This window comes from Streptomyces sp. NPDC031497 (assembly GCF_055580905.1).
The window spans coordinates 119301-139259 of sequence record NZ_JBVIKO010000006.1 but is presented as its reverse complement, the minus strand read 5'-3'; the positions used below and the strand labels follow the sequence as shown (position 1 = coordinate 139259).

Here is a 19959-nt window from a genome sequence, read left to right as displayed (position 1 = left end):
AGGGCCCCGCTCCTCGGAAGGAGCGGGGCCCTTCCGCGTGTCTGCGGCCGGTGCGGGTGCGCGGTTCTAACCTGACGGTATGTCAGATGACGAGTCGTACGAACTGCTCGGGTTCGACAACGTGCTGTTTCCCGTCGGGGATCTCGCGGATGCCGTCGCCTTCTACGAGCGGGCCGGGTTCACGGTCGGTTTCCGCTTCGACGAGGGCGGGATCGCCCTGCTGAAGGTGGGGGGTGAGACGCCCGGGATCCTGCTGCGGGCCGAGGCGGGGCTGGGTCGGCGGACGCCGGTGTGGGCCGCGCCGCGGCTGTGGCTGGAGGTGCCGGACGCGCGGGTCGCGGCAGGGCGGCTGGCCGAGGCCGGGATCGCCGTGCTCGACGCGCCGTTCTCCGTCGCCACCGGATGGACCGTCGAGATCGCCGACCCCTGGGGAAACGTCCTCGGGTTCACCGACTACAGCAAACGGCCGGAGCTGGCGCGGCGAGCGTGAACGGGGTCACTCCACCCTTGAGTTGAACACGTTCAAAAGCAGGGCTACAGTCATCCCTGTCAGCGTTTTTGAACGCGTTCAAGAAGGGGTGGGGCATGGACCGCACGGTCATCGCCTACGTCATCTACCTGCTCGTCAGCATCGGACTGACCATCTGGGTGGCCCGCACACTCAGCCGCAACGGGCGGATCTTCCTCGCCGACGTACTGCACGGGAACGAGCAGCTCGCCGACGCCGTCAACCACCTTCTGGTCGTCGGCTTCTACCTCGTCAACCTCGGCTTCGTCGCGCTGTACCTGCACACCAGCGACACCGTCGACGACACCCGGCAGATCTTCGAGACCCTGTCGGCCAAGCTCGGCGTCGTCCTGCTGGTGCTCGGCGTGATGCACCTCGGCAACGTGTACGTCCTCAACCGGATACGGCGGCGCGGGGTCATGGAGAAGGAACAGCTCCCGCCGGTCCCGCCGCAGGGCTGGACCGCGCCGGCGGCCGGGGCGTGAGCACCGTGCCGGCCACCGACGACCGGGGCGCCGTGCGCGTCCCGGTCCGCGGGCTCACCGTTCTCTACGACGCCGAGTGCACCCTCTGCACCCACCTGCGCGACTGGCTCGGGCGCCAGCCGCAGCTGGTGCCGCTCACCCTGGTCCCGGCGGCGTCGGACGAGGCCCGCGCCCGCTTCCCCGGACTCGACCACTCCGCCACCCTCGACGAGGTCACCGTCATCGGCGACTCCGGGCAGGTCTACCGGGACACGGCCGCCTGGATCGTCGTCCTGTGGGCACTGCGGGAGCACCGGCCACTGGCGCACCGGCTGAGCACCCCGGCCGGGGCCCGGCTGGCCCGGGGCGCGGTGCTCGCCGCCGCCCGGTGGCGGGGCGCCCAGTGGGGCGGGAAGGTCTACCGGCGCGAGGACGGGTGGGTGTACGACCCCGGGCTCGGGTGGGTCTACGACCCTCCGGGCTGTGCCGGCGACGTCTGCGCCACTCGTTAGGCTCTGTCCGTGTCCGCGAAGAACGACGGTCCTGTCGAGGCCGATACGCCCAGCAAGTCCGAGCAGACCCGCGCGCTGATCCTGGAGACGGCGATGCGGCTGTTCCGGGAGCGCGGCTACGAGAAGACCACCATGCGGGCCATCGCCACGGAGGCCGGGGTCTCCGTGGGCAACGCGTACTACTACTTCGCCGGCAAGGAACACCTGATCCAGGGTTTCTACGACCAGCTCGCCGCCGAGCACCGGGCGGCGGTCCGCGAGGTCCTGGACAAGGAGACCGACCTGGAGGCGCGGCTCGCGGGGGTGCTGAAGGTGTGGCTGGACATCGCCCTGCCGTACCACGAGTTCGCCGTCCACTTCTTCAAGAACGCCGCCGACCCCGACAGCCCGCTCAGCCCGTTCTCCCCGGAGAGCGAGCACGCGCGCGTGGAGGCGATCAGCGTGCACCGGGAGGTGCTGGCCGGGGCGAAGACCAAGGTCGCGCCGGAACTGCGGGACGTCCTGCCGGAGTTGATGTGGCTCTCGCAGATGGGCCTGGTCCTCTACTGGATCTTCGACCGGACCGAGGGTCGGGAGCGCAGCTACCGGCTCGCCGAGCGGGGGGCCCGGCTGACCGCGCGAGGCGTCTCCCTCGCGCGGTTCCGGGTGCTCCGGCCGCTCGTGCTGGAGGTGCACGAGCTGTTCACGGACTTCCTGCCGGGGATGACGCGGGTGCTGCCGGACCCGGCTGGCAAGGGGCGCCGGGGCGAGTGATCACTTTCGGGTGAAGCGGTTCGAAGGGGACAGTGGGGGGCTCGGCTTCCTACGATGATTTTCTCGACACCAGCCCACGGGAGGCACGTGACGTCCGCAGCATCCGTCGAGCGGCCCTTCGCCGGCCGACCGCTCACGGCTATCGCCGACGAGATCATGGAACGCCATCCGGGCTACCGCGTCGAGATCATCGAAGGCCACCTCCTCGCGACCCCAGCCCCGGATGCCCCGCACGCTCGCGCCCTGACCAAGCTCATGGTCCCTTTTATCGCCGCAGGGCTGGCCGACGGCGCAACCGACGTCCTGCAAGGCGTCGGTCTCTGGCTGCCCACTGGCACGGAGGACTACGCGATCCCCGACCTGGCAGTGGTGGACGCCGACATCGACGAGTACCTCGTCGAGAACAACTCTTACGACCCGGTCTGTTTCCGCCTCGTCCTGGAGGTCACGTCCGGGAACTGGAAGGACGACCTCAAGACCAAGGTCCGCGCCTACGCCGAGGCCAAAGTCCCCGTCTATGTGATCGTCGACCGCAAACACCAGCGTCTTCATGTACTCACGAACCCCACCGGGGACAAGTACGAGAACCACCGTCCCCACGCCCCCGGCGAGCTCGTCACTCTGCCTGACTCCATCGGCGCCAAGGTCACCCTCGACGTTGATCAGATCCTGAAAGCCGGGCAGCCAAAGGTCAATTGACCGCGTCCACCTCGTCCCCGGTCAGCTCCACGTCGTACACCAGCGCCCCCTCCGCCACCGTCACGTGCCGGGCGCGTGAGCCGTACGCCGAAGACGTCACCGCCAGCAGGTAGGAACCCGGCGCCGGAACCGACACGATGTAGGAGCCGTCCGCCAGCGACGTCACGCGGTCCAGCTGGCGCCCGCCCTTGGACATCAGGGTCACCGACGCGTCCTCCACCGGGTCGCCGTCCGCCGTGCGGACGAAGCCGTGGATCGCCGTGGCCGGGCCGGTCGGCTCGGCGGGCTCCGGGGCGGCCTCCTCCGACGGCTCCACCGCAAGGTGCGGCAACCGCTTCTCCAGCCAGTCCGGCAGCCACCAGTTGGACGTGCCGAGCAGATGCATCGCCGCCGGCACCAGGGCCGTACGGAGAATGAACGCGTCCAGCGCCACCGCCGCCGCCAGGCCCACGCCCGCCATCGCCGCGCCCGAGTCGCCGCTCAGGACGAAGGCCAGGAAGACGCAGACCATGATCAGGGCCGCTGAATTGATGACGCGGCTGGTCTCCGCGAGGCCGACCCGGACCGCCCGCGCGTTGTCCCTCGTGTGCACCCACTCCTCGTGCATCCGGCTCACCAGGAACACCTGGTAGTCCATCGAGAGGCCGAAGAGGAGGGACAGCATGATGACGGGGAGGAACGCGTTGATCGGGCCCTCCTTGCCGAGGCCCAGCAGGTCCAGGCCCCAGCCCCACTGGAAGACCGCGACCAGGACACCGAAGGACGCGGCCGCCGCGATCAGGTTCATCACCGCCGCCGTCAGCGGGACCACCAGCGAGCGGAAGGCGATCAGGAGGAGCAGGAAGCCCAGGCCGATGATCGTGGCGATGAAGAGCGGCAGCCGGTCGCCGGTGACCGAGGCGAAGTCCTTGGACACCGCCGTCACACCGCCCACGTGCGCCTCCGCGCCCGCCTTCGGGATCACCTGGTCCCTGAGCGTGTCGATCAGGTCGTCGGTCTCCTTGGACTGGGGTGAGGTGGTCGGGATCACCTGGATGACGGTGACGCCCTGTGCGGGCGGCAGCGCGACGGCCCGGGCCACTCCGGGGGTCTTCTCGATGCCCTGGACCAGCTTCGTCGTGTCACCGCCCACGCTGACCACCTGGAGCGGGCCGTTGAAGCCGGGGCCGAAGCCCTCGGCGAGCAGGTCGTAGGCCTTCCTGGTGGTCGTCGACGCGTCGTCGTTGCCCTGGTCGGTGGCGCCCAGGCGCAGGGAGAGGACCGGGATGGCGAGGACCGCCATGACGACCACGGCGAGCACGGCGATACGCCTCGGGCGCTTCTCGACGTTCACCGACCAGCGGGCCGCGAGGCCGCTCGCCTTCTCCGGTTCGGGGCCCTCGGCGGCCAGCCGGCGGCGCTGGCGGCGGCTGAGGACCCGCGGGCCGAGGAAACCGAGCAGGGCGGGCAGGAGGGTGACGGCGGCCAGGACGCTGAGCACCACCGTCAGGGAGGTGCCGATGACCACACCGTCCAGGAAGCGGAGCCGGGTGACCAGCATGCCGGCCAGCGCGATGCAGACCGTGCCGCCCGCGAACAGCACCGCCCGGCCCGAGGTGTTGAGCGCGGTGACCGCCGACTCCTCGGGGTCCATGCCGCGCAGGATGCCCCGGCGGTGCCGGGTGACGATGAACAGGGCGTAGTCGATGCCGACGCCGAGGCCGATCAGGGAGGCGAGCAGCGGGGCGATGTCGGGGATGTTCGTGGTGTGGCTGAGGAGCTGGGTGGAGAACAGGCCCATGCCGACGCCGAAGACCGCGATCGCGATGGGGAGGGTCATGGCGAAGAAGGAGCCGAAGGCGAGGAAGAGGACGACCGCCGCCGCGACGATGCCGACCATCTCGGAGAGGCCCTGCGGGGGCTCCTGGACGCGCTGGATCGCCTGGCCGCCCAACTCGACCTGGAGGCCGGCTCGCTCGGCGTCCTGGGCGGTGTCGACGACCTTCTGGACGACGTCCTTGGGGATCTCGTTCGCCCGCTGGACGAAGGTCAGCTGGGCGTAGGCGATCTTGCCGTCCTGGCTGATCTGCCCGGCACCCCGGGCGCCGTCGTAGGGGCTGGTGACCGCGCCGACGCCCTTCAGCTTCGCGATCGTGTCCAGGGCCGGCTGGATGCTGCTCCGGACCGCCGGGTCCATGACCGAGCCGTCGGTGACCTTCCAGACCACGGTGTCCGTGTCGCCCGAGGTGTTCGGGAAGGCCTTCTGCATCAGGTCGTACGCGCTCTTGGAGTCCGTGTCGGGGAGGGAGAAGACGTTCGCGTAGTCCGTGCCCGCCGTCGAGGCCGAGAAGCCCACGCCGAACAGCGCCCCCACCCACAGCAACAGGACCACCAGCCGGTGCCGATAGCACCACCGTGCCAATGCCGTCACGCTCAACAGCTCCTTGATTCAAGTAGGTTCGGTCGGTCGGTCCCCCAGGTCCTGGGCAACAGGATTGGCGGCGGGACGGGCGCCGGGACACGCGGCGCGCATGACTCTCAAGGAACTCCAAAGCTGTGAGCCCCCCGGCTGTCGGTGGTCGCGCCGATACTGGGGGCATGACGGCTCCAGGCAGCACCGTGCTGATCGTGGAGGACGAGCCGAGCATCGCGGACGTCCTCGCCATCGCCCTGCGCTACCACCGGTTCGCGGTGATGACGGCCGGCACGGTCCGGGACGCGCTCACGCTGGCCGAGCGCACCCGCCCCGACGCCGCCCTGCTGGACGTGATGCTGCCGGACGGGGACGGCCGGGCCCTGGCCCGCGAACTGCGCGCCCGGCAGCCGGACCTGGCCCTGGTCTTCCTGACCGCGCGGGACGCGCCGGCGGAGATAGTCGGCGCGCTCGGCTACGGCGACGACTACATCACCAAGCCGTTCAACATCGACGAGGTCGTCGCCCGCATCGGCGCGGTGCTGCGCCGCACCCGCCCGGCCGACGTCATCCAGCAGCGTCCACCGCTGCGCTACGGCGACCTGGAGCTGGACGAGACGACGTACTCGGTGCACCGGGCCGGCCGCACGGTCGAGCTGACCCCGACCGAGTACGCGCTGCTGCGCTTCCTGGTGCGCAACGGCGGCCGGATCGTCCCCAAGGAGCAACTGCTCAGGCACGTCTGGCAGTACGAGCACGTGCCGTCCGAGTCGACCGTCGTGGAGACCTACATCAGCTATCTGCGGCGCAAGCTGGACGCGCTGGGCGCGCCGGTGATCACCACCCGGCGGGGCGTCGGATACGGCCTGGCATGAACGTCGGGAAGCGACACCGGCACCGGCACGGCATGCACTCGCTGCGCGGCAAGCTGACCCTGGCCAACGTCGGCCTCCTCGCGGTCGGCATCGTGGCGGCGACCACGATCAGCATCATGGGCATGCGGCTGTACCTTCTCGACCAGGTGGACTCCTCGCTGCTCAAGATGCGTACCTCGCTGGGGAGTTCGGGGCTCACCCTGCGGCAGGTCGACTCGCTGGGCACGCTCGGCGTCATCCGTGACCGGATGGTGCCGGCGGAGTCCGACCCGGCACCGGGCTCGATCTTCGCCGTGGTCGACGCCGAGGGCAGCGCCGTCGAGGTCTTCGACATGGCGCCGACCGACGCCCAGCGCGGACTGGCGGCCGCCGTGCACGACCCGCGCGCCCTCGCCGCCGCCCCCGACCCGGGCGACGTCACCGTGCACGGCGCGATGTACCGGGTGACGGCGACCCGGCTCGCCGACGGCCCCTACATCCTGCTGGCCACCTCGACCGAGCTGCTGCACGAGGGCATAGCCAAGGCGCTCCGGCTCGACTTCACCGTCGGCGCGCTGCTGCTGGCGCTGCTGGCCTGTCTGACCATGTTCAGCGTGCGCCGCCGGATGCTGCCGCTGGAGGACATGGTGGAGACGTCGTCGGCGATCGCAGAGGGCGATCTGACCCGGCGGGTGCCGTCGAGCCAGCATCCGACCGAGGAGGTCGAGCAACTGCGGCTGGCCCTCAACTCCATGCTGCACCAGGTGGAGACGGCGTACCGGACGCGTGAGCGCAGCGCGGCCCAGCTGCGCCGGTTCGTCGCGGACGCGTCGCACGAGCTGCGGACGCCGCTCGCCGCCATCCGCGGCTATCTCCAGCTGTACGACAAGGGGATGCTGAGCGAGCCCGGGGAACGGCGGCGGGCCTGGGACCGGATGCACGGCGAGGTGGACCGGATGGGCCGGCTCGTCGACGAACTGCTGCTGCTGGCGCGGCTCGACCAGCGGCCCGAGATCCGGTTCCGTAACGTCGACGTGAGCCGGCTGGTGCGGGACGCGGCGGAGGATCTGCGGGCCCAGCAGCCGGGGCGGCGGGTGGCGGTCAGCGCCGAGGGGGCGGTGCTGGTGCGGGCCGACGAGTCGGGGCTGCGGCAGGTGCTGGGGAACCTGGTGGCCAACGTCCGTACCCATACGCCGGTCGAAGCGCCGGTACGGCTGGGGGTGGAGCGGTCCGACGGGGTGGTGCGGGTCTGTGTCGCCGACGAGGGGCCCGGGCTGGCGGAGGAGGACGCGGCGCGGATCTTCGACCGGTTCTTCCGGGTGGGGAGTGCGGAGGGGAGCGGGCTGGGGATGGCGATCGTGCAGGGGGTGGTGGACGCGCACGGAGGTGAGGTCTGCGTGCGGACGGCGCCTGGGGAGGGGCTGGCGGTGACTGTTACGTTGCGTTGTGGCTGAGTTCCGGGTGCGGGCGGGTTGTGACTGGTCGCGCGGTTCTATCCCCGGCCTTCGGCCGGGGATACCCCCAGCGCCCCTAAAGGGGCGCTGTGATCAGCGCCCACACAGTCTTGCCGTGGGCTCCTCGGCTCCAGACCCCCCACGCCGCCGCGAGCGTCTCCACCAGGTGCAGACCCCGGCCCGTCTCGTCGTCCTCACGGACGATCCGGAGCCGGGGCTCCACCCGGCCCTCGTCGGAGACCTCGATCAGGCAGGAGCCGTCCGCCAGCGCCGTCACCGCCACCTCGAACTCCCGCTCCAGCAGGGGGCGGTGGCGTACGACGTTGGTGGCCAGCTCGGACACCAGAAGCATGGCGTCGCAGACCGCCGGGTCGCCCGGACCGTGCCCCCAGTCGCCCAGATGGTCCCGGACCCGATGCCGGGCCAGGCCCACGGACGCCGGATGCCGGGGCAGCCGGAAGGAGTTGCGTCTCAGCACGTCTGCTCCTCACCCCACGCACACCTCCGTCACATGGTGGCGCGCCGGGTGTCCGCCCCCGTCAGATCCAGTCCAGACTCCACAGGCGGAACAGGCCCGTGCTGTCCGTGAGGTACTGGGTGCCACCCACGTCCTCGCTGCTGACGACATAGTCCGTGCGCTGCCAGAGCGGGATCAGCGGCACGTCGTTCGCCACGTCCGTCTGGATGTTGCGGAAGTCCGCGTCGACGCGCGCACGGTCGGCGAACTGCTGGCTGTGCTGGATCAGGCCGTCGACGGCCTTGTTGCTGTAGCCGGTGCTCATCACGGAGTCGCTGCCGACCAGGGAGGCGCCGAAGGTGTCCGGGTCGGGGTAGTCGGCGACCCAGCCGACCGCCCAGGCGTCCATCTTGCCCGTGGCCCACGACTTCTGGAAGTCGGTCCACTCGTATCCCTTGACGTCGACCTTGAACAGGCCGCCCGCCTCCAGCTGCTTCTTCAGCGCGGCGGCCTCCTCGGCTCCCGCGCCGTGGCCGATGCCGTAGCCGAAGGTGAACTCGACCGGGGTGCTGACGCCGGCCTGCTCCAGCAGCGCCTTCGCCTTGTCGACGCTCTGCGACGGGTACTGGTCGAAGAAGGACGTGGTGTGGCCGGTGAGGCCGGTCGGGATCAGCGAGTACAGCGGCTCCACCGTCCCGTCGTACACGGTGGAGGCCAGCTGCTCGCGGTTGACCAGCCAGGCCAGCGCACGGCGGACGAGGACGTCGTGCAGGACGGAGTTCTTACGGGTGTTGAAGTACAGGTTGCGGGTCTCGGCGCTGTCGGACTTCGTGACCCGCTGGTTGGGGTCGCTCGGCGAGAGCTTGGACACCATCGCCGGCGGCAGCGTACGGGTGGCGACGTCGATCTCCTTCGCCTTGTACGCGCTGCTGAGCTTGGCCGAGTCGGTGTAGTAGTCCAGCTTGATCGGGCGGCCGGAGCCGCTGATGTCGCCCTTGTAGTCGGCGTTGGGCTGCAGGGACGCCTGCTTGCCCTTCGTGTACGACGTCAGGCGGTACGGGCCGGTGCCGTCCACCGAGTTGTCGGTGCGCAGGCCGTTCGCCGGGTACTTGTCCTTGTCGACGATCGAACCGGCGCCGGTGGCCACCTTGTACGGGAACGTCGCGTCCGCGGACGACAGATGGAAGGTCACGGTCTTGCCGGAGGCGCTGACCGACGAGAGCGTCGAGAACAGGGAGGCCGGACCGACGTCGGAGTTGATCTTCTTGACGCGGTCGAAGGAGAACTTCACGTCCTCGGCGGTCATCGTCCGGCCGCTCGGGAAGGTGATCCCGTCGCGGATCACACACCGGTACGTCAGCAGGCCGGAGTTCGTGAAGGCGCAGCTCTCGGCCGCGTCCGGGACCGGCTGGACACCGCCGGGCTCGAAGGTGAGCAGCGACTGGAAGATGTTGTTGAACAACGCCCAGGAACCGGCGTCGTAGGCGCCTGCCGGGTCGAGCGAGGTGACGGCGTCGGTCGTACCGACGGTGATCGTCTTGTTCTTGTTCTCCTGCGACGGCAGCAGCTGCCAGCCGCCGATCCCCACGATCGCCAGGACGAGAAGCGTCACGAGAATCCGCATGCGAACAGATCGCACGGTTGGTGCCCTCCCCAGGACCCGCACGGGCCCGTTCCAGGCCCTACCCAGGCCCTCCCCAAGTGCCACTCCCCTAAGTGACGCGGCTCACCTAACCACAGGTGTTTCATGTGGGGGAAGAGTGATCGGACTAGATGAGGAAGAACTTACCGAGCCCTTGTTTCCCCGGCATTTCACAGCTCCTCCACAGGCGCCCGGAGTTCAGACCTGCTTCGACGCCAGTTCGACGACCGTGATGTCGGAGGGTGCCCAGACACGCGTGGGCGGACCCCAGGCACCGGCTCCCCGGGAGACGTACAGCTGGGTGTCGCCGTAGCGGTCGAGGCCCGCGACGGTCGGGTTGGCCGCGGCCGCGATGAGGTTGCCGGGCCAGAGCTGGCCGCCGTGGGTGTGGCCGGAGAGCTGGAGGTCGACGTGGCGGCGGACGGCCTCGTGGATCTGGACCGGCTGGTGGGCGAGGAGCACACAGGCGCGGGCCGGGTCCCGGTCGCCGAGCGCCCGGTTGAAGTCCGGGCCCTGGCCTGTGCTTTCGCCGGCGATGTCGTTCACGCCTGCGAGGTCGAAGTGGGCCAGTTCGGTACGGGCGTTCTCCAGCGGGCGGAGCCCGAGCCGGCGCACCTCCTCGACCCACTGGGCGGCGCCGGAGAAGTACTCGTGGTTGCCGGTGACGAAGAAGGCGCCGTGCCGTGCCGACAGCTGGGCGAGGGGAGCGGCGGCGGGGCCGAGGTCCTTGACGCTGCCGTCGACGAGGTCACCGACGACCGCGATCAGGTCGGGCTGGGTGGCGTTGATCGTGTCCACGACGCGCTGCGCGAAGCCGCGGCCGAGGATGGGGCCGAGGTGGATGTCGCTCACCACGGCGATGCGGTAACCGTGGGCGGCCCGGGGGAGTTTGGCGAGCGGGACGGTGACGCGTTTCACGCGGGGGCCGCAGAGTACTCCGTAGGTTCCCAGGCCGACGGTGGTGACCGCGGCGGTTGCGGCTGCGCCGCCGACGATTCGCGAGACGATCAGGCGGCGGGTGGGGTTGGGATTCTCTGGGGAGGTTTCGGCGGGTTGTGACAGTTGCTCGTCGTGGGGGTTGGTCGCGTCCACGCGGCGGTAGCCGCATATCCGATACAGCCCCGCGCCCCTTACGGGGCGCTCCGGTGCGAGGCGTTCCGAGGCGGAGCGTTCCGAGGCGGGGCGCTCCCGTTCGGGGCGCTTCAGAAGGCGACTCAGCAGGGGGCGTATGGCCTCCCCCGCCACCACCGCCAGCAGCAGGTACAGCGACAGGGCCATCCACAGGAAGCCCGGCCAGGCCAGGGTTTGCTGGAGCGGGAACGGGGCGTGGCCCACCTCTGTGACCAGGGCCGCGAGCATCAGGACCGGGCCGATGACGAACGCGGCCGTGCCGAGCCGACGGGCCCGGCCCCAGCCCGTCGTCGTGTCCCGCACCAGGCGACGCCACAGGTACCAGTCCAGGCCCGCCACCACGGCCAGGGCGAGAAACGCGAAGACGATGATCACCCCGCCGTGCCTCTTTCTATGACGTTCGGCGCAGTGCGCGTACTCCGCGCAACCCGATGCCCCCGATGACCGTCCCCAATACGAAGGAAACGACGGCCAGCGTCAGGTGGACCCAGAAGTACGCCGTGGGACGGCCGTCGTCGAAAGCGAGCCCGCTGCCGTCCTTGACCAGATTCTTGATGAAAGTGATCCAGATGAACCAAGACCACACTCCGAACGCGAGCAGGAACCAGGACACCGGGCGGCTGAGCTTCATGGGTTCAGTATCGCTGTCGGCTGTCCGGTTCCGTGTCCGGGGTGGGGTCGGTGGCGGGACTTCGCCCTCCGTGCCGGGTACGTTCTCGTCCGTGTCCGCACCGAAGCCCCAGGCCGGCCGATCTCTGCTGGTCGCCTCCGCCACCCTGCTGTCCCTGTCGCTCACCGCGCCGGCCGCGCTCGCCGCGCCCACGCCCTCGACCAGTCCGTCGGCCACTCCCCCGGCGCGCATGTCGACGGTCGGCGGCACCCGGCTCGGGCAGCCCGGTACGCAGGTCGATCTGGCCGCCGGGGTGCCGGTGCTGCCGAAGGACGTCACGGCGCGTTCCTGGATCGTCTCCGACGCCGAGTCGGGCGAGGTGCTCGCCGCGCACAACGCGCACTGGCGGCTGCCTCCGGCGAGCACCCTGAAGATGCTGTTCGCGGACACCGTGCTGCCGCGGTTCCCGAAGTCGACCCCGCACAAGGTGGTGCCGACCGACCTCGCGGGCATGGGCGCCGGTTCCAGCCTGGTGGGGATAAAGGAGGGCCAGACCTACACGGTCCACGACCTCTGGCTCGGTGTCTTCCTTCGCTCCGGCAACGACGCCGTGCATGTGCTGTCCGCGATGAACGGCGGTGTCGAGCAGACCGTCAAGGACATGCAGTCCCACGCCGACGACCTCCAGGCGCTGGACACGCACGTGGTGAGTCCGGACGGGTACGACGCGGCCGGGCAGGTGTCGTCGGCGTACGACCTGTCGTTGTTCGCCCGCTCCGGGCTGCAGAAGAAGGACTTCCGGGAGTACTGCTCGACCGTGCGGGCCGCGTTCCCGGGCGAGACGACGAAGAACGCCAAGGGCAAGTCGGTCCGTGAGTCCTTCGAGATCCAGAACACCAACCGGCTGCTGAGCGGCGACACCGACGTGCCGGTCTACCAGGGCATCGCGGGTGTGAAGAACGGCAACACCACCAACGCGGGCGCCACCTTCACCGGGGTCGCGGAGCGGGGCGGCAAGGTGCTGCTGGTCACCGTGATGAACCCGGAGAAGAAGGAGCACAACGAGGTCTACAAGGAGACCGCCAAGCTGTTCGACTGGGGTTTCCAGGCGGCCGGCAAGGTGACTCCGGTGGGCGAGCTGGTTCCGCCGAAGGGAGCGGTGGACTCCGGTGCCCAGCCGGGGGCGACCGCCTCGGCTTCCGCGTCCGGTTCCGATTCCGGTTCCGGGAAGGCGGCCGAGTCGACGCCGTTGGCCGCCGCCTCCGCCGACGGCTCCAGCGGGGTCGGGATCGCACTGGGGATCGCGGGCGGGGCGCTGGTGCTGCTCCTGGGCGCGGCGTTCCTGGTCAACCGCCGTTGGCCGCTGCCGGATCTGGTACGTCGGCGGACTCGTCCGTGATCTCGGTGCTGCTCTCGGTCGCCGTCCAGGCGGCGCAGAACAGGACGAGTTTCGAGGTGAAGTTGATCCACAGCAGCAGGGCGACCGGCACGCCGAACGCGCCGTACATGCTCTTCGTGGCGACGCCCTGGATGTAGCCGCTGAGCAGCAGCTTGAGGAGTTCGAAGCCGACCGCGCCGATCAGTGCCGCGACCAGCAGGCGGCGGCGCGGCGGTTCGACGCCGGGCAGCAGGGTGAGAGCGTAGAGCAGCACCAGGAAGTCGGCGACCACCGCGACGACGAACGCGATGACGCGCAGCAGCAGGCTGCCCCAGCTGTGCTTGTCGATGCCCAGCTGTCCCGCCGTCCAGCCGATGGCCGCCGTGGCGATCGTGGAGACGGCGAGGGTGACCAGCAGCGCGCCGCCGAGGCCGATCAGGATGCCGGCGTCCTTGGCCTTGGCGACGATCGGGTTCTTGTCCTTGTCGGGCAGTTCCCACACCGTGCGCAGACAGTCCCGCATCTGGCCGACCCAGCCGATGCCGGTGAACAGCAGGACGGCACCGGCGATGAGACCGACCGTGCCGGCGTTCTGCACCAGGGAGTTGATGTCCAGCTGGTCGGAGATCCCCGGGAACTGGTCGGCGATCTTTCCCTCCAGGCTGTGCTGCCGTGAGTCGCTCAGGGTGGCGGCCGCGATCGCGGCGCCCACGGTCAGCAGCGGGAAGAGGGCGATGAAGCTGATGAAGGTCATGGCGGCGGCCAGCCGGGACCATTTCACCCGGTCGAGCCGCTCGTACGACCGCCACGTGTGCGTGTGCATCAGCCAGCCCACGAGCGGGCCGATGACGGGAAGTTTTCTCAGCCACTCCATGATCCGACTCTGCCCTCCGCGCGGAAGACCAATGTACGGGTACCCCAGAAGCGCAGAACCGTGGCAAGCGCCATGCCGACGACCGCGCCGGAGACGGTGTCGGCGCGCTGTGAGGTGAGACCCAGGCCGTAGTGGCTGACGGCGAGGCAGAGCAGCTGGACCAGGGCGCCGGCGAGGTTCACGGCGACGAAGACGGCGTAGGGGCGCATCCCGGTCAGGCGCGCGTGGCGGTAGGTGCCGCGCGCGTTGCCGAGGTAGGCGACCGTGCAGCCCGCGAGGAAGGACAGGGACTTGGCGGTGAGCGGGTCGAGGGCGGCCGGGCCGCGCAGGCAGCTGAAGAGGGTGAGGTCGGCGGCGTAGGCGAGCAGACCGACGGTCGCGAAGCCGACCAGCTCGCGCGGGGGCGTGGGAGCCGCGCGCACGGGGCGTGGGCGGGTGGGTCGCGCGCGGGGCGTCTCGGCGGTCACCAGTGGGTCACCGCGAGCCCGTACATCGCGAGCCAGGCCAGGCCGATCAGGGCGAGGGCGCGGTCGCGCAGGACGACGTCCTCGGGCTCGCCGGCGGTGCCCTGGTCGGCGAAGACGGCGTAGCGCAGGATCGCCAGGATGAAGGCGACCATGGACAGCTGACGCCACGGCAGCAGGCCCGCCGCGGGGGTGTGGTGGCCCTCCAGGGCCCACAGGCAGTAGGCGAGGACGGCGACCCCGGCGGCGAGCTGCCACACGAAGCGGAGGTAGCCGGTGGTGTATTCGGTGAGCAGCGCGCGCGTGGCGCCCGCTTTCCCGGCCAGTTGCACGGCCTCGGAGTAGCGCTTGGCCGACACCATGAAGAGCGCGCCGAAGCCGGTGGTGATCAGGAACCAGCGGGACAGCGGGATGCCGAGCGCGACCCCGCCGATCACCGCCCGCATCAGGAAGCCGGTGGTGACAACGACGAGGTCGACCACCAGGACGTGCTTCAGGGCGACGCAGTACGCCAGTTGCATGCCCAGGTAGGCGATCAGGAGGGCCGGGACGAGGGGCGGGGTCAGCCAGACCGCGAGCAGCGGTCCGAGGACGGCCAGGACGCCTCCTGCCGCGTAGGCGACGGGGACCGGGACCCGGCCCGCGGCGACCGGGCGGTGGCACTTGGTGGGGTGGGCGCGGTCGGCGTCCGCGTCCCGGGCGTCGTTGATCAGGTAGACGGCGGCGGCGCAGGCCGTGAAGAGGACGAAGGTGAGGGTGAGGGTCAGGAGCGCGTGCCCGGAGAAGAGCCGGCCGGCGGCGGCCGGGGCGGCGATGACGAGGGTGTTCTTGACCCACTGCTTGGGGCGGGTGGTCTTCAGCAGGCCCTTGAGGAGACCGCCGGGGGTGACACGCGCGCGTGCCGGTCCGTTCGCGGGCCCGTTCGCTGGTTCGTGCGGCCGGGCGGGGTGGCCGCGTTGCTCGTGCAGATTCGTTTCAGCGGCGCCGTCGGCGGTCGCTCCGGTGGCGGCGTGCGCGGTCTCGGTCACCCACGCCTCCCCGCGTACGAGGCACCCGGCACTCCCCCGCGCATCCATCGCGCCCCGGCGCGCGCCGTGAGCGCCCCCAGAGCCGCGCCCGCCGCGACGTCCGTCGGGTAGTGCACGCCGACGACCAGCCGGGAGAGGCACACGGCGGCCGCCAGGGGCGCGAGGGCGGGCGCGCCGAGCGCCCCGAAGGCGACGGCGGCGGCCGCGGCGGAGGTGGCGTGCGAGCTGGGGAAGGAGTGCCGGCCCGCGGTGCGCACCCGGGGCCGGACATGCGCGGGGCGCGCACGGCGCACGAGCCGTTTGACGCCGATGCTGCCGAGGTGCGCGCCCGCGACGAGCGCCGTGCCGCGCAACCAGGCGTCGCGCCGCGCGCCGTCCGCGGCGGCCCCGGCGAGGCCCGCCGCGAGCCAGAGCGCGCCGTGTTCACCCGCGAGGGAGAGACCGCGCGCGGCCGACGCGACGCGTGGATCGGCGCCGCAGGCGTGCAGCGCGGAGAGGATCCGGTGGTCCATGTCGTCCATTGGACTCACTGTTCACCTTGACCACGCAAAAGCTACGACCATATTGAGCGACATTCCGATAATCACCCGTTTCGGGGAGTCAGGTGATCTTCCGTAACCAATCGCCAATAGCACTCATAACACCCATACGGCAGCGATACGGTCGTCCACATGCCTGGAAAGCCTGGAGGGCCCGCAGGTCCCGCCGAGTCCGCACCCCCCGGAACCACCGTCCCCGTCACCGGCTGGGGCCGCACCGCCCCCACCGCCGCCCGCCTGATCCGTCCCCGGACGTACCAGGAGGCGGCGAACGCGATCCGGAACTGCGGGGCACGCGGCGGTATCGCGCGGGGTCTGGGACGGGCGTACGGGGACGCGGCGCAGAACGCCGGCGGCGCCGTGCTCGACATGACGGCCCTCGACCGCATCCATGCCATCGACGCCGACGGCGGCACCCTCCTGTGCGACGCGGGGGTCTCCCTGCACCGCCTGACGGAGGTGCTGCTGCCGCTCGGCTGGTTCGTCCCGGTGACCCCGGGGACCCGCCAGGTGACGGTGGGCGGCGCGATCGGCGCCGACATCCACGGCAAGAACCACCATGTCTCGGGATCCTTCTCCCGTCACGTGCTGTCCTTCGAACTCCTCACCGCCGACGGCCAGGTCCGTACGGTGAGCCGCGGCACCCCGCTGTTCGACGCGACGGCCGGCGGCATGGGTCTGACCGGAGTGATCCTCACGGCGACCGTCCGCCTCCTCCCGGTCGAGACGTCGTACCTGACGGTCGACACCGAACGCGCCACCGACCTCGACGACCTGATGAACCGCCTGACCACCACGGACCACCGCTACCGCTACTCGGTCGCCTGGATCGACCTGCTGGCGCGCGGGGCGGCGACGGGGCGCGCGGTGCTCACGCGGGGCGACCACGCGCCCCGGGAGGCGCTCGGCGAGGGCACACGCGCCGGGCGTGCACCACTTGCCTTCCGCCCCCGTCAGCTCCCGGCCGCCCCCGCGTTCGTCCCCGAAGGCCTCCTGAGCCGCACCACCGTCGGTCTCTTCAACGAACTCTGGTACCGCAAGGCCCCACGCGCGCGTACCGGCCAACTCCAGCGCGTCTCCGCGTTCTTCCACCCCCTGGACGGCGTCCCGCACTGGAACCGCGTCTACGGCCGCGGCGGCTTCGTGCAGTACCAGTTCGTCGTCGGATACGGCCAGGAGGACGCCCTGCGCCGGATCGTGGCCCGTATCTCCGAGCGCCGCTGTCCGTCCTTCCTCGCCGTCCTCAAACGCTTCGGCGACGCCGACCCCGGCTGGCTCTCCTTCCCCGTGCCCGGCTGGACCCTCGCCCTCGACATCCCGGCCGCGCTGCCCGGCCTCGGCGCCTTCCTCGACGAACTGGACGAGGAGGTCGCGGGCGCCGGCGGCCGCGTCTACCTCGCCAAGGACGCCCGGCTCCGTCCCGACCTGCTCGCCGTGATGTATCCACGGCTCGCCGACTTCCGCGCGCTGCGCGCGGAGTTGGACCCGCGCGGGGTGTTCGTCTCCGACCTGTCCCGCCGTCTCGGCCTCTAGGAGCTGATCGCTGTCATGAAGGACGCCTTCGGAATGCCCCAGTCCCTGCTCGTCCTCGGCGGTACGTCCGAGATCGCGCTGGCGACCGCGCGCCGGCTGATCGCCCGCCGTACCCGCACGGTCTGGCTGGCCGGCCGCCCCTCCCCCGCGCTCGACCACGCCGCCGGGCATCTGCGCACCCTGGGCGCCGACGTCCGCACCGTCCCCTTCGACGCGCTGGACCCCGAGTCCCACGAGACCGCCCTCGGCAAGGTCTTCGCCGAGGGCGACATCGACATGGTGCTGCTGGCCTTCGGCGTCCTGGGCGACCAGGCGACCGACGAGCGGGAGCCGGCGAAGGCCGTGCGGGTGGCGCAGACCAACTACACGGGCGCCGTCTCGGCGGGCCTGGTCAGCGCACGGGCCCTGCAGACGCAGGGCCACGGCTCCCTGGTGGTCCTGTCGTCGGTCGCCGGGGAGCGGGCGAGGCGCTCCAACTTCATCTACGGCTCCAGCAAGGCGGGCCTGGACGCGTTCGCGCAGGGCCTGGGCGACGCGCTGCACGGGACGGGCGTGCACGTGATGGTCGTACGGCCGGGGTTCGTGCGGTCGCGGATGACGGCGGGGCTGGAGGAAGCGCCCCTGGCCACGACCCCGGAGGCGGTGGCGACGGCGATCGAGACGGGTCTGCGGCGGCGCTCGGAGATGGTGTGGGTACCGGGGGCGCTGCGGGTGGTGATGGCGGCGCTGCGGCACGCACCGCGGTCGGTGTTCCGACGGCTGCCGATCTGACGACGGCCACGGGGGCGCCCCTTCGGGGGCGCGGGGCGTAGCGATGTGCGGCCACCGCCGCGGGGGCGCGACCGGCCCGCGACCGGGCCGCGGCTACCGGCTGGCGATGGTCCCCCGCTCCGCATGCCCCGCCTGAGGCGGCACGACGGAGCCCCCGAACACGTAGTCGTGGAGCTTCCGCCACACACCGTCGGCACCCTGCTCGTACAGCGCGAACCCCATGCAGGACCACTCGGCCTCGTACTCCGCCAGCTCCGCGAAGGCCCGGTCCATCGACGCCTCGTCGATCCCGTGCGCGACGGTGACATGCGGGTGGTACGGGAACTGCAGCTCGCGGTCGAGCGGCCCGGACGCGGCGCGCACCCGCTGCTGGAGCCAGGCGCAGTCGTCCGCCCCCTGGACCACCCGGACGTACACGACCGGCGAAACGGGCCGGAACGTGCCCGTGCCGCACAGCCGCATCGGGAACGGCCGGCCCACCGCGGCGACCTCGCCGAGATGGGCCTGGACGGCGGCCAGCTCGCCCTCGGCAATCTCGGTGGGCGGCAGCAGCGTGACGTGCGTGGGGATGCCGTGGGCCGCGGCGTCGCCGAAGCCCGCGCGCCGCTCCTGGAGCAGGCTGCCGTGAGGCTCCGGGACCGCGATCGATACGCCGATCGTTACGGTCCCCACGTCATCTCCTGTCGGTCGTGGTGGTCGGACGCGTGTCGGGTTCGTACCCGGCCGTCCGGCTATCGACTGTACGGCCACGGCCGCCTTCCGGGCAGCCGTGGCCGAAGTGATGTGCAGCGCTCCCGTGCGCTCCCCGGAGCGCCCCGAGCGCCCCCGGCGCCCCGCTCGGCGCCGCCGGCACTCCGCTCAGTGCTTGGCGGGCAGGAAGCCGACCCTGTCGTAGGCCTGGGCCAGGGTCTCGGCGGCGACGGCGCGGGCCTTCTCCGCGCCCTTGGCGAGGACCGAGTCGAGCGTCTCCGGGTCGTCCAGGTACTGCTGGGTGCGCTCCCGGAACGGGGTCACGAAGTCGACCATGATCTCGGCGAGGTCCGTCTTGAGCGCGCCGTACATCTTGCCCTCGTACTCCTGCTCCAGCTCGGCGATCGACTTGCCGGTGAGGGTGGAGTAGATGGTGAGGAGGTTGCTGACGCCCGGCTTCAGCACCGCGTCGTAGCGGATCACGGTGTCCGTGTCGGTGACCGCGCTCTTGACCTTCTTCGCCGTCGCCTTCGGCTCGTCGAGGAGGTTGACGAGGCCCTTCGGGGTGGACGCCGACTTGCTCATCTTGATCGCCGGGTCCTGGAGGTCGTAGATCTTCGCCGTCTCCTTGAGGATGTACGGCTTCGGGATCACGAAGGTCTCGCCGAAGCGGCCGTTGAAGCGCTCGGCGAGGTCGCGGGTGAGCTCGACGTGCTGCCGCTGGTCCTCGCCGACGGGCACCTCGTTGGCCTGGTAGAGCAGGATGTCGGCGACCTGGAGGATCGGGTACGTGAAGAGGCCGACGCTGGCGCGGTCCGCGCCCTGCTTGGCCGCCTTGTCCTTGAACTGGGTCATCCGGCTCGCCTCGCCGAAGCCGGTGAGGCAGTTCATGACCCAGGCGAGCTGGGCGTGCTCGGGCACATGGCTCTGCACGAAGAGGGTGCAGCGGTCCGGGTCCAGGCCGGCGGCGAGCAGCTGCGCGGCGGCGAGCCGGGTGTTGGCGCGCAGGTCGGCGGGGTCCTGCGGGACCGTGATCGCGTGCAGGTCCACGACCATGTAGAAGGCGTCGTGGGTCTCCTGGAGGGCCACCCACTGGCGGACGGCGCCGAGGTAGTTGCCGAGGTGGAACGAGCCGGCGGTGGGCTGGATGCCGGAGAGCACGCGGGGTCGATCAGAGGCCATGCCCACCATTCTCGCAGAGGGTGA

Annotated in this window: 21 protein-coding genes; 10 read left to right on the top strand and 11 right to left on the bottom strand. The window is 70.9% G+C overall.

The window, feature by feature from the left end; translation table 11 throughout:
• Nucleotides 1-79: 79 nt before the first annotated feature.
• The 5 genes from ACZ5K7_RS14455 to ACZ5K7_RS14435 all read left to right on the top strand — a co-directional run bounded on the left by ACZ5K7_RS14455 (nucleotide 80) and on the right by ACZ5K7_RS14435 (nucleotide 2936).
• The gene (locus tag ACZ5K7_RS14455; RefSeq protein ID WP_351693265.1) at nucleotides 80-490 is read left to right on the top strand and encodes a VOC family protein; all 411 of its coding nucleotides are present in this window, start codon (nucleotides 80-82) and stop codon (nucleotides 488-490) included.
• A 95-nt stretch (nucleotides 491-585) separates the two neighbouring features.
• Complete coding sequence (locus ACZ5K7_RS14450) at nucleotides 586-993, top strand: hypothetical protein (protein WP_450972215.1); 408 nt, start codon at nucleotides 586-588, stop codon at nucleotides 991-993.
• Nucleotides 990-1484, top strand: coding sequence for a thiol-disulfide oxidoreductase DCC family protein (locus ACZ5K7_RS14445; protein WP_468913401.1), 495 nt, complete (start codon nucleotides 990-992; stop codon nucleotides 1482-1484). The genes ACZ5K7_RS14450 and ACZ5K7_RS14445 overlap by 4 nt, the downstream gene beginning before the upstream one ends.
• Before the next feature lie 9 nt (nucleotides 1485-1493).
• Complete coding sequence (locus ACZ5K7_RS14440; protein WP_351693274.1) at nucleotides 1494-2237, top strand: TetR/AcrR family transcriptional regulator; 744 nt, start codon at nucleotides 1494-1496, stop codon at nucleotides 2235-2237.
• 87 nt (nucleotides 2238-2324) lie between these two features.
• Nucleotides 2325-2936 (top strand): Uma2 family endonuclease, encoded by a 612-nt coding sequence (locus ACZ5K7_RS14435; protein ID WP_468913397.1) that lies wholly within the window; start codon nucleotides 2325-2327, stop codon nucleotides 2934-2936.
• Here the strand turns inward: ACZ5K7_RS14435 and ACZ5K7_RS14430 are convergent.
• The gene (locus ACZ5K7_RS14430; protein WP_468913899.1) at nucleotides 2929-5337 is read right to left on the bottom strand and encodes an MMPL family transporter; all 2409 of its coding nucleotides are present in this window, start codon (nucleotides 5335-5337) and stop codon (nucleotides 2929-2931) included. The two genes, ACZ5K7_RS14435 and ACZ5K7_RS14430, sit on opposite strands and share 8 nt — an antisense overlap.
• 176 nt (nucleotides 5338-5513) lie before the next feature.
• Here ACZ5K7_RS14430 and ACZ5K7_RS14425 point away from each other — a divergent pair, with 176 nt between their 5' ends.
• Together ACZ5K7_RS14425 and ACZ5K7_RS14420 are read left to right on the top strand one after the other, a co-directional pair.
• On the top strand, nucleotides 5514-6203 hold the full coding sequence (locus tag ACZ5K7_RS14425) for a response regulator transcription factor (protein ID WP_351693277.1): 690 nt from the start codon (nucleotides 5514-5516) through the stop codon (nucleotides 6201-6203).
• On the top strand, nucleotides 6200-7636 hold the full coding sequence (locus ACZ5K7_RS14420) for a sensor histidine kinase (RefSeq protein WP_351693280.1): 1437 nt from the start codon (nucleotides 6200-6202) through the stop codon (nucleotides 7634-7636). The genes ACZ5K7_RS14425 and ACZ5K7_RS14420 overlap by 4 nt, the downstream gene beginning before the upstream one ends.
• Before the next feature lie 76 nt (nucleotides 7637-7712).
• On the opposite strand, the gene ACZ5K7_RS14415 is transcribed toward ACZ5K7_RS14420, so the two are convergent.
• The 4 genes from ACZ5K7_RS14415 to ACZ5K7_RS14400 all read right to left on the bottom strand — a co-directional run bounded on the left by ACZ5K7_RS14415 (nucleotide 7713) and on the right by ACZ5K7_RS14400 (nucleotide 11497).
• Nucleotides 7713-8114 carry an ATP-binding protein gene (locus ACZ5K7_RS14415; protein ID WP_351693283.1) on the bottom strand — a complete coding sequence of 134 codons (402 nt, stop codon included), beginning with the start codon at nucleotides 8112-8114 and terminating at the stop codon, nucleotides 7713-7715.
• A 61-nt stretch (nucleotides 8115-8175) separates the two neighbouring features.
• Entirely contained in the window at nucleotides 8176-9717 is a 1542-nt protein-coding gene (locus ACZ5K7_RS14410) for an ABC transporter substrate-binding protein (RefSeq protein ID WP_468913392.1), read from the bottom strand.
• A gap of 216 nt (nucleotides 9718-9933) precedes the next feature.
• A complete protein-coding gene (locus ACZ5K7_RS14405; protein ID WP_468913390.1) occupies nucleotides 9934-11241 on the bottom strand; it encodes a metallophosphoesterase in 1308 nt (435 codons plus the stop codon).
• A 16-nt stretch (nucleotides 11242-11257) separates the two neighbouring features.
• The gene (locus ACZ5K7_RS14400; protein ID WP_384486991.1) at nucleotides 11258-11497 is read right to left on the bottom strand and encodes an SCO4848 family membrane protein; all 240 of its coding nucleotides are present in this window, start codon (nucleotides 11495-11497) and stop codon (nucleotides 11258-11260) included.
• A gap of 91 nt (nucleotides 11498-11588) precedes the next feature.
• Between ACZ5K7_RS14400 and ACZ5K7_RS14395 the strand changes: the two genes are divergently transcribed.
• Nucleotides 11589-12875 carry a D-alanyl-D-alanine carboxypeptidase family protein gene (locus ACZ5K7_RS14395; RefSeq protein WP_468913388.1) on the top strand — a complete coding sequence of 429 codons (1287 nt, stop codon included), beginning with the start codon at nucleotides 11589-11591 and terminating at the stop codon, nucleotides 12873-12875.
• Here the strand turns inward: ACZ5K7_RS14395 and ACZ5K7_RS14390 are convergent.
• From ACZ5K7_RS14390 to ACZ5K7_RS14375, 4 genes are read right to left on the bottom strand one after another with little or no spacing between them, the layout of a single operon-like run.
• Complete coding sequence (locus tag ACZ5K7_RS14390) at nucleotides 12823-13728, bottom strand: YihY/virulence factor BrkB family protein (protein ID WP_351693295.1); 906 nt, start codon at nucleotides 13726-13728, stop codon at nucleotides 12823-12825. The genes ACZ5K7_RS14395 and ACZ5K7_RS14390 overlap by 53 nt on opposite strands.
• Nucleotides 13716-14150, bottom strand: a complete 435-nt coding sequence (locus ACZ5K7_RS14385; RefSeq protein WP_450972235.1) for a GtrA family protein — start codon at nucleotides 14148-14150, stop codon at nucleotides 13716-13718. Before ACZ5K7_RS14385 ends, ACZ5K7_RS14390 begins: the two co-directional genes overlap by 13 nt.
• A gap of 41 nt (nucleotides 14151-14191) precedes the next feature.
• Nucleotides 14192-15220, bottom strand: a complete 1029-nt coding sequence (locus tag ACZ5K7_RS14380) for a decaprenyl-phosphate phosphoribosyltransferase (RefSeq protein WP_351693297.1) — start codon at nucleotides 15218-15220, stop codon at nucleotides 14192-14194.
• Nucleotides 15217-15741: a phosphatase PAP2 family protein gene (locus tag ACZ5K7_RS14375; protein ID WP_351693300.1), complete on the bottom strand. Its 525-nt coding sequence runs from the start codon at nucleotides 15739-15741 to the stop codon at nucleotides 15217-15219. Before ACZ5K7_RS14375 ends, ACZ5K7_RS14380 begins: the two co-directional genes overlap by 4 nt.
• 150 nt (nucleotides 15742-15891) lie before the next feature.
• On the opposite strand from ACZ5K7_RS14375, the gene ACZ5K7_RS14370 reads away from it, so the two are divergent.
• Together ACZ5K7_RS14370 and ACZ5K7_RS14365 are read left to right on the top strand one after the other, a co-directional pair.
• Complete coding sequence (locus tag ACZ5K7_RS14370) at nucleotides 15892-17292, top strand: FAD-binding protein (RefSeq protein ID WP_468913385.1); 1401 nt, start codon at nucleotides 15892-15894, stop codon at nucleotides 17290-17292.
• A gap of 15 nt (nucleotides 17293-17307) precedes the next feature.
• On the top strand, nucleotides 17308-18063 hold the full coding sequence (locus ACZ5K7_RS14365) for a decaprenylphospho-beta-D-erythro-pentofuranosid-2-ulose 2-reductase (RefSeq protein WP_351693306.1): 756 nt from the start codon (nucleotides 17308-17310) through the stop codon (nucleotides 18061-18063).
• Nucleotides 18064-18156: 93 nt separating this feature from the next.
• Here ACZ5K7_RS14365 and ACZ5K7_RS14360 read toward each other — a convergent pair whose 3' ends face one another.
• Both ACZ5K7_RS14360 and trpS read right to left on the bottom strand, forming a co-directional pair.
• Nucleotides 18157-18735 (bottom strand): 2'-5' RNA ligase family protein, encoded by a 579-nt coding sequence (locus tag ACZ5K7_RS14360; RefSeq protein WP_351693309.1) that lies wholly within the window; start codon nucleotides 18733-18735, stop codon nucleotides 18157-18159.
• 186 nt (nucleotides 18736-18921) lie between these two features.
• Entirely contained in the window at nucleotides 18922-19935 is a 1014-nt protein-coding gene (gene trpS, locus ACZ5K7_RS14355) for a tryptophan--tRNA ligase (RefSeq protein ID WP_351693312.1), read from the bottom strand.
• Nucleotides 19936-19959 lie beyond the last annotated feature (24 nt).

Excerpts from the sequence above, each read along its gene's own strand:
- ACZ5K7_RS14370 (WP_468913385.1), top strand. The coding sequence starts at position 15,892 with ATGCCTGGAAAGCCTGGAGGGCCCGCAGGTCCCGCCGAGTCCGCACCC.
- ACZ5K7_RS14400 (WP_384486991.1), bottom strand. The coding sequence starts at position 11,497 with ATGAAGCTCAGCCGCCCGGTGTCCTGGTTCCTGCTCGCGTTCGGAGTG.
- ACZ5K7_RS14425 (WP_351693277.1), top strand. The coding sequence starts at position 5,514 with ATGACGGCTCCAGGCAGCACCGTGCTGATCGTGGAGGACGAGCCGAGC.
- ACZ5K7_RS14455 (WP_351693265.1), top strand. The coding sequence starts at position 80 with ATGTCAGATGACGAGTCGTACGAACTGCTCGGGTTCGACAACGTGCTG.
- ACZ5K7_RS14410 (WP_468913392.1), bottom strand. The coding sequence starts at position 9,717 with ATGCGGATTCTCGTGACGCTTCTCGTCCTGGCGATCGTGGGGATCGGC.
- ACZ5K7_RS14375 (WP_351693300.1), bottom strand. The coding sequence starts at position 15,741 with ATGGACGACATGGACCACCGGATCCTCTCCGCGCTGCACGCCTGCGGC.
- ACZ5K7_RS14390 (WP_351693295.1), bottom strand. The coding sequence starts at position 13,728 with ATGGAGTGGCTGAGAAAACTTCCCGTCATCGGCCCGCTCGTGGGCTGG.
- ACZ5K7_RS14420 (WP_351693280.1), top strand. The coding sequence starts at position 6,200 with ATGAACGTCGGGAAGCGACACCGGCACCGGCACGGCATGCACTCGCTG.
- ACZ5K7_RS14450 (WP_450972215.1), top strand. The coding sequence starts at position 586 with ATGGACCGCACGGTCATCGCCTACGTCATCTACCTGCTCGTCAGCATC.
- ACZ5K7_RS14365 (WP_351693306.1), top strand. The coding sequence starts at position 17,308 with ATGAAGGACGCCTTCGGAATGCCCCAGTCCCTGCTCGTCCTCGGCGGT.
- trpS (WP_351693312.1), bottom strand. The coding sequence starts at position 19,935 with ATGGCCTCTGATCGACCCCGCGTGCTCTCCGGCATCCAGCCCACCGCC.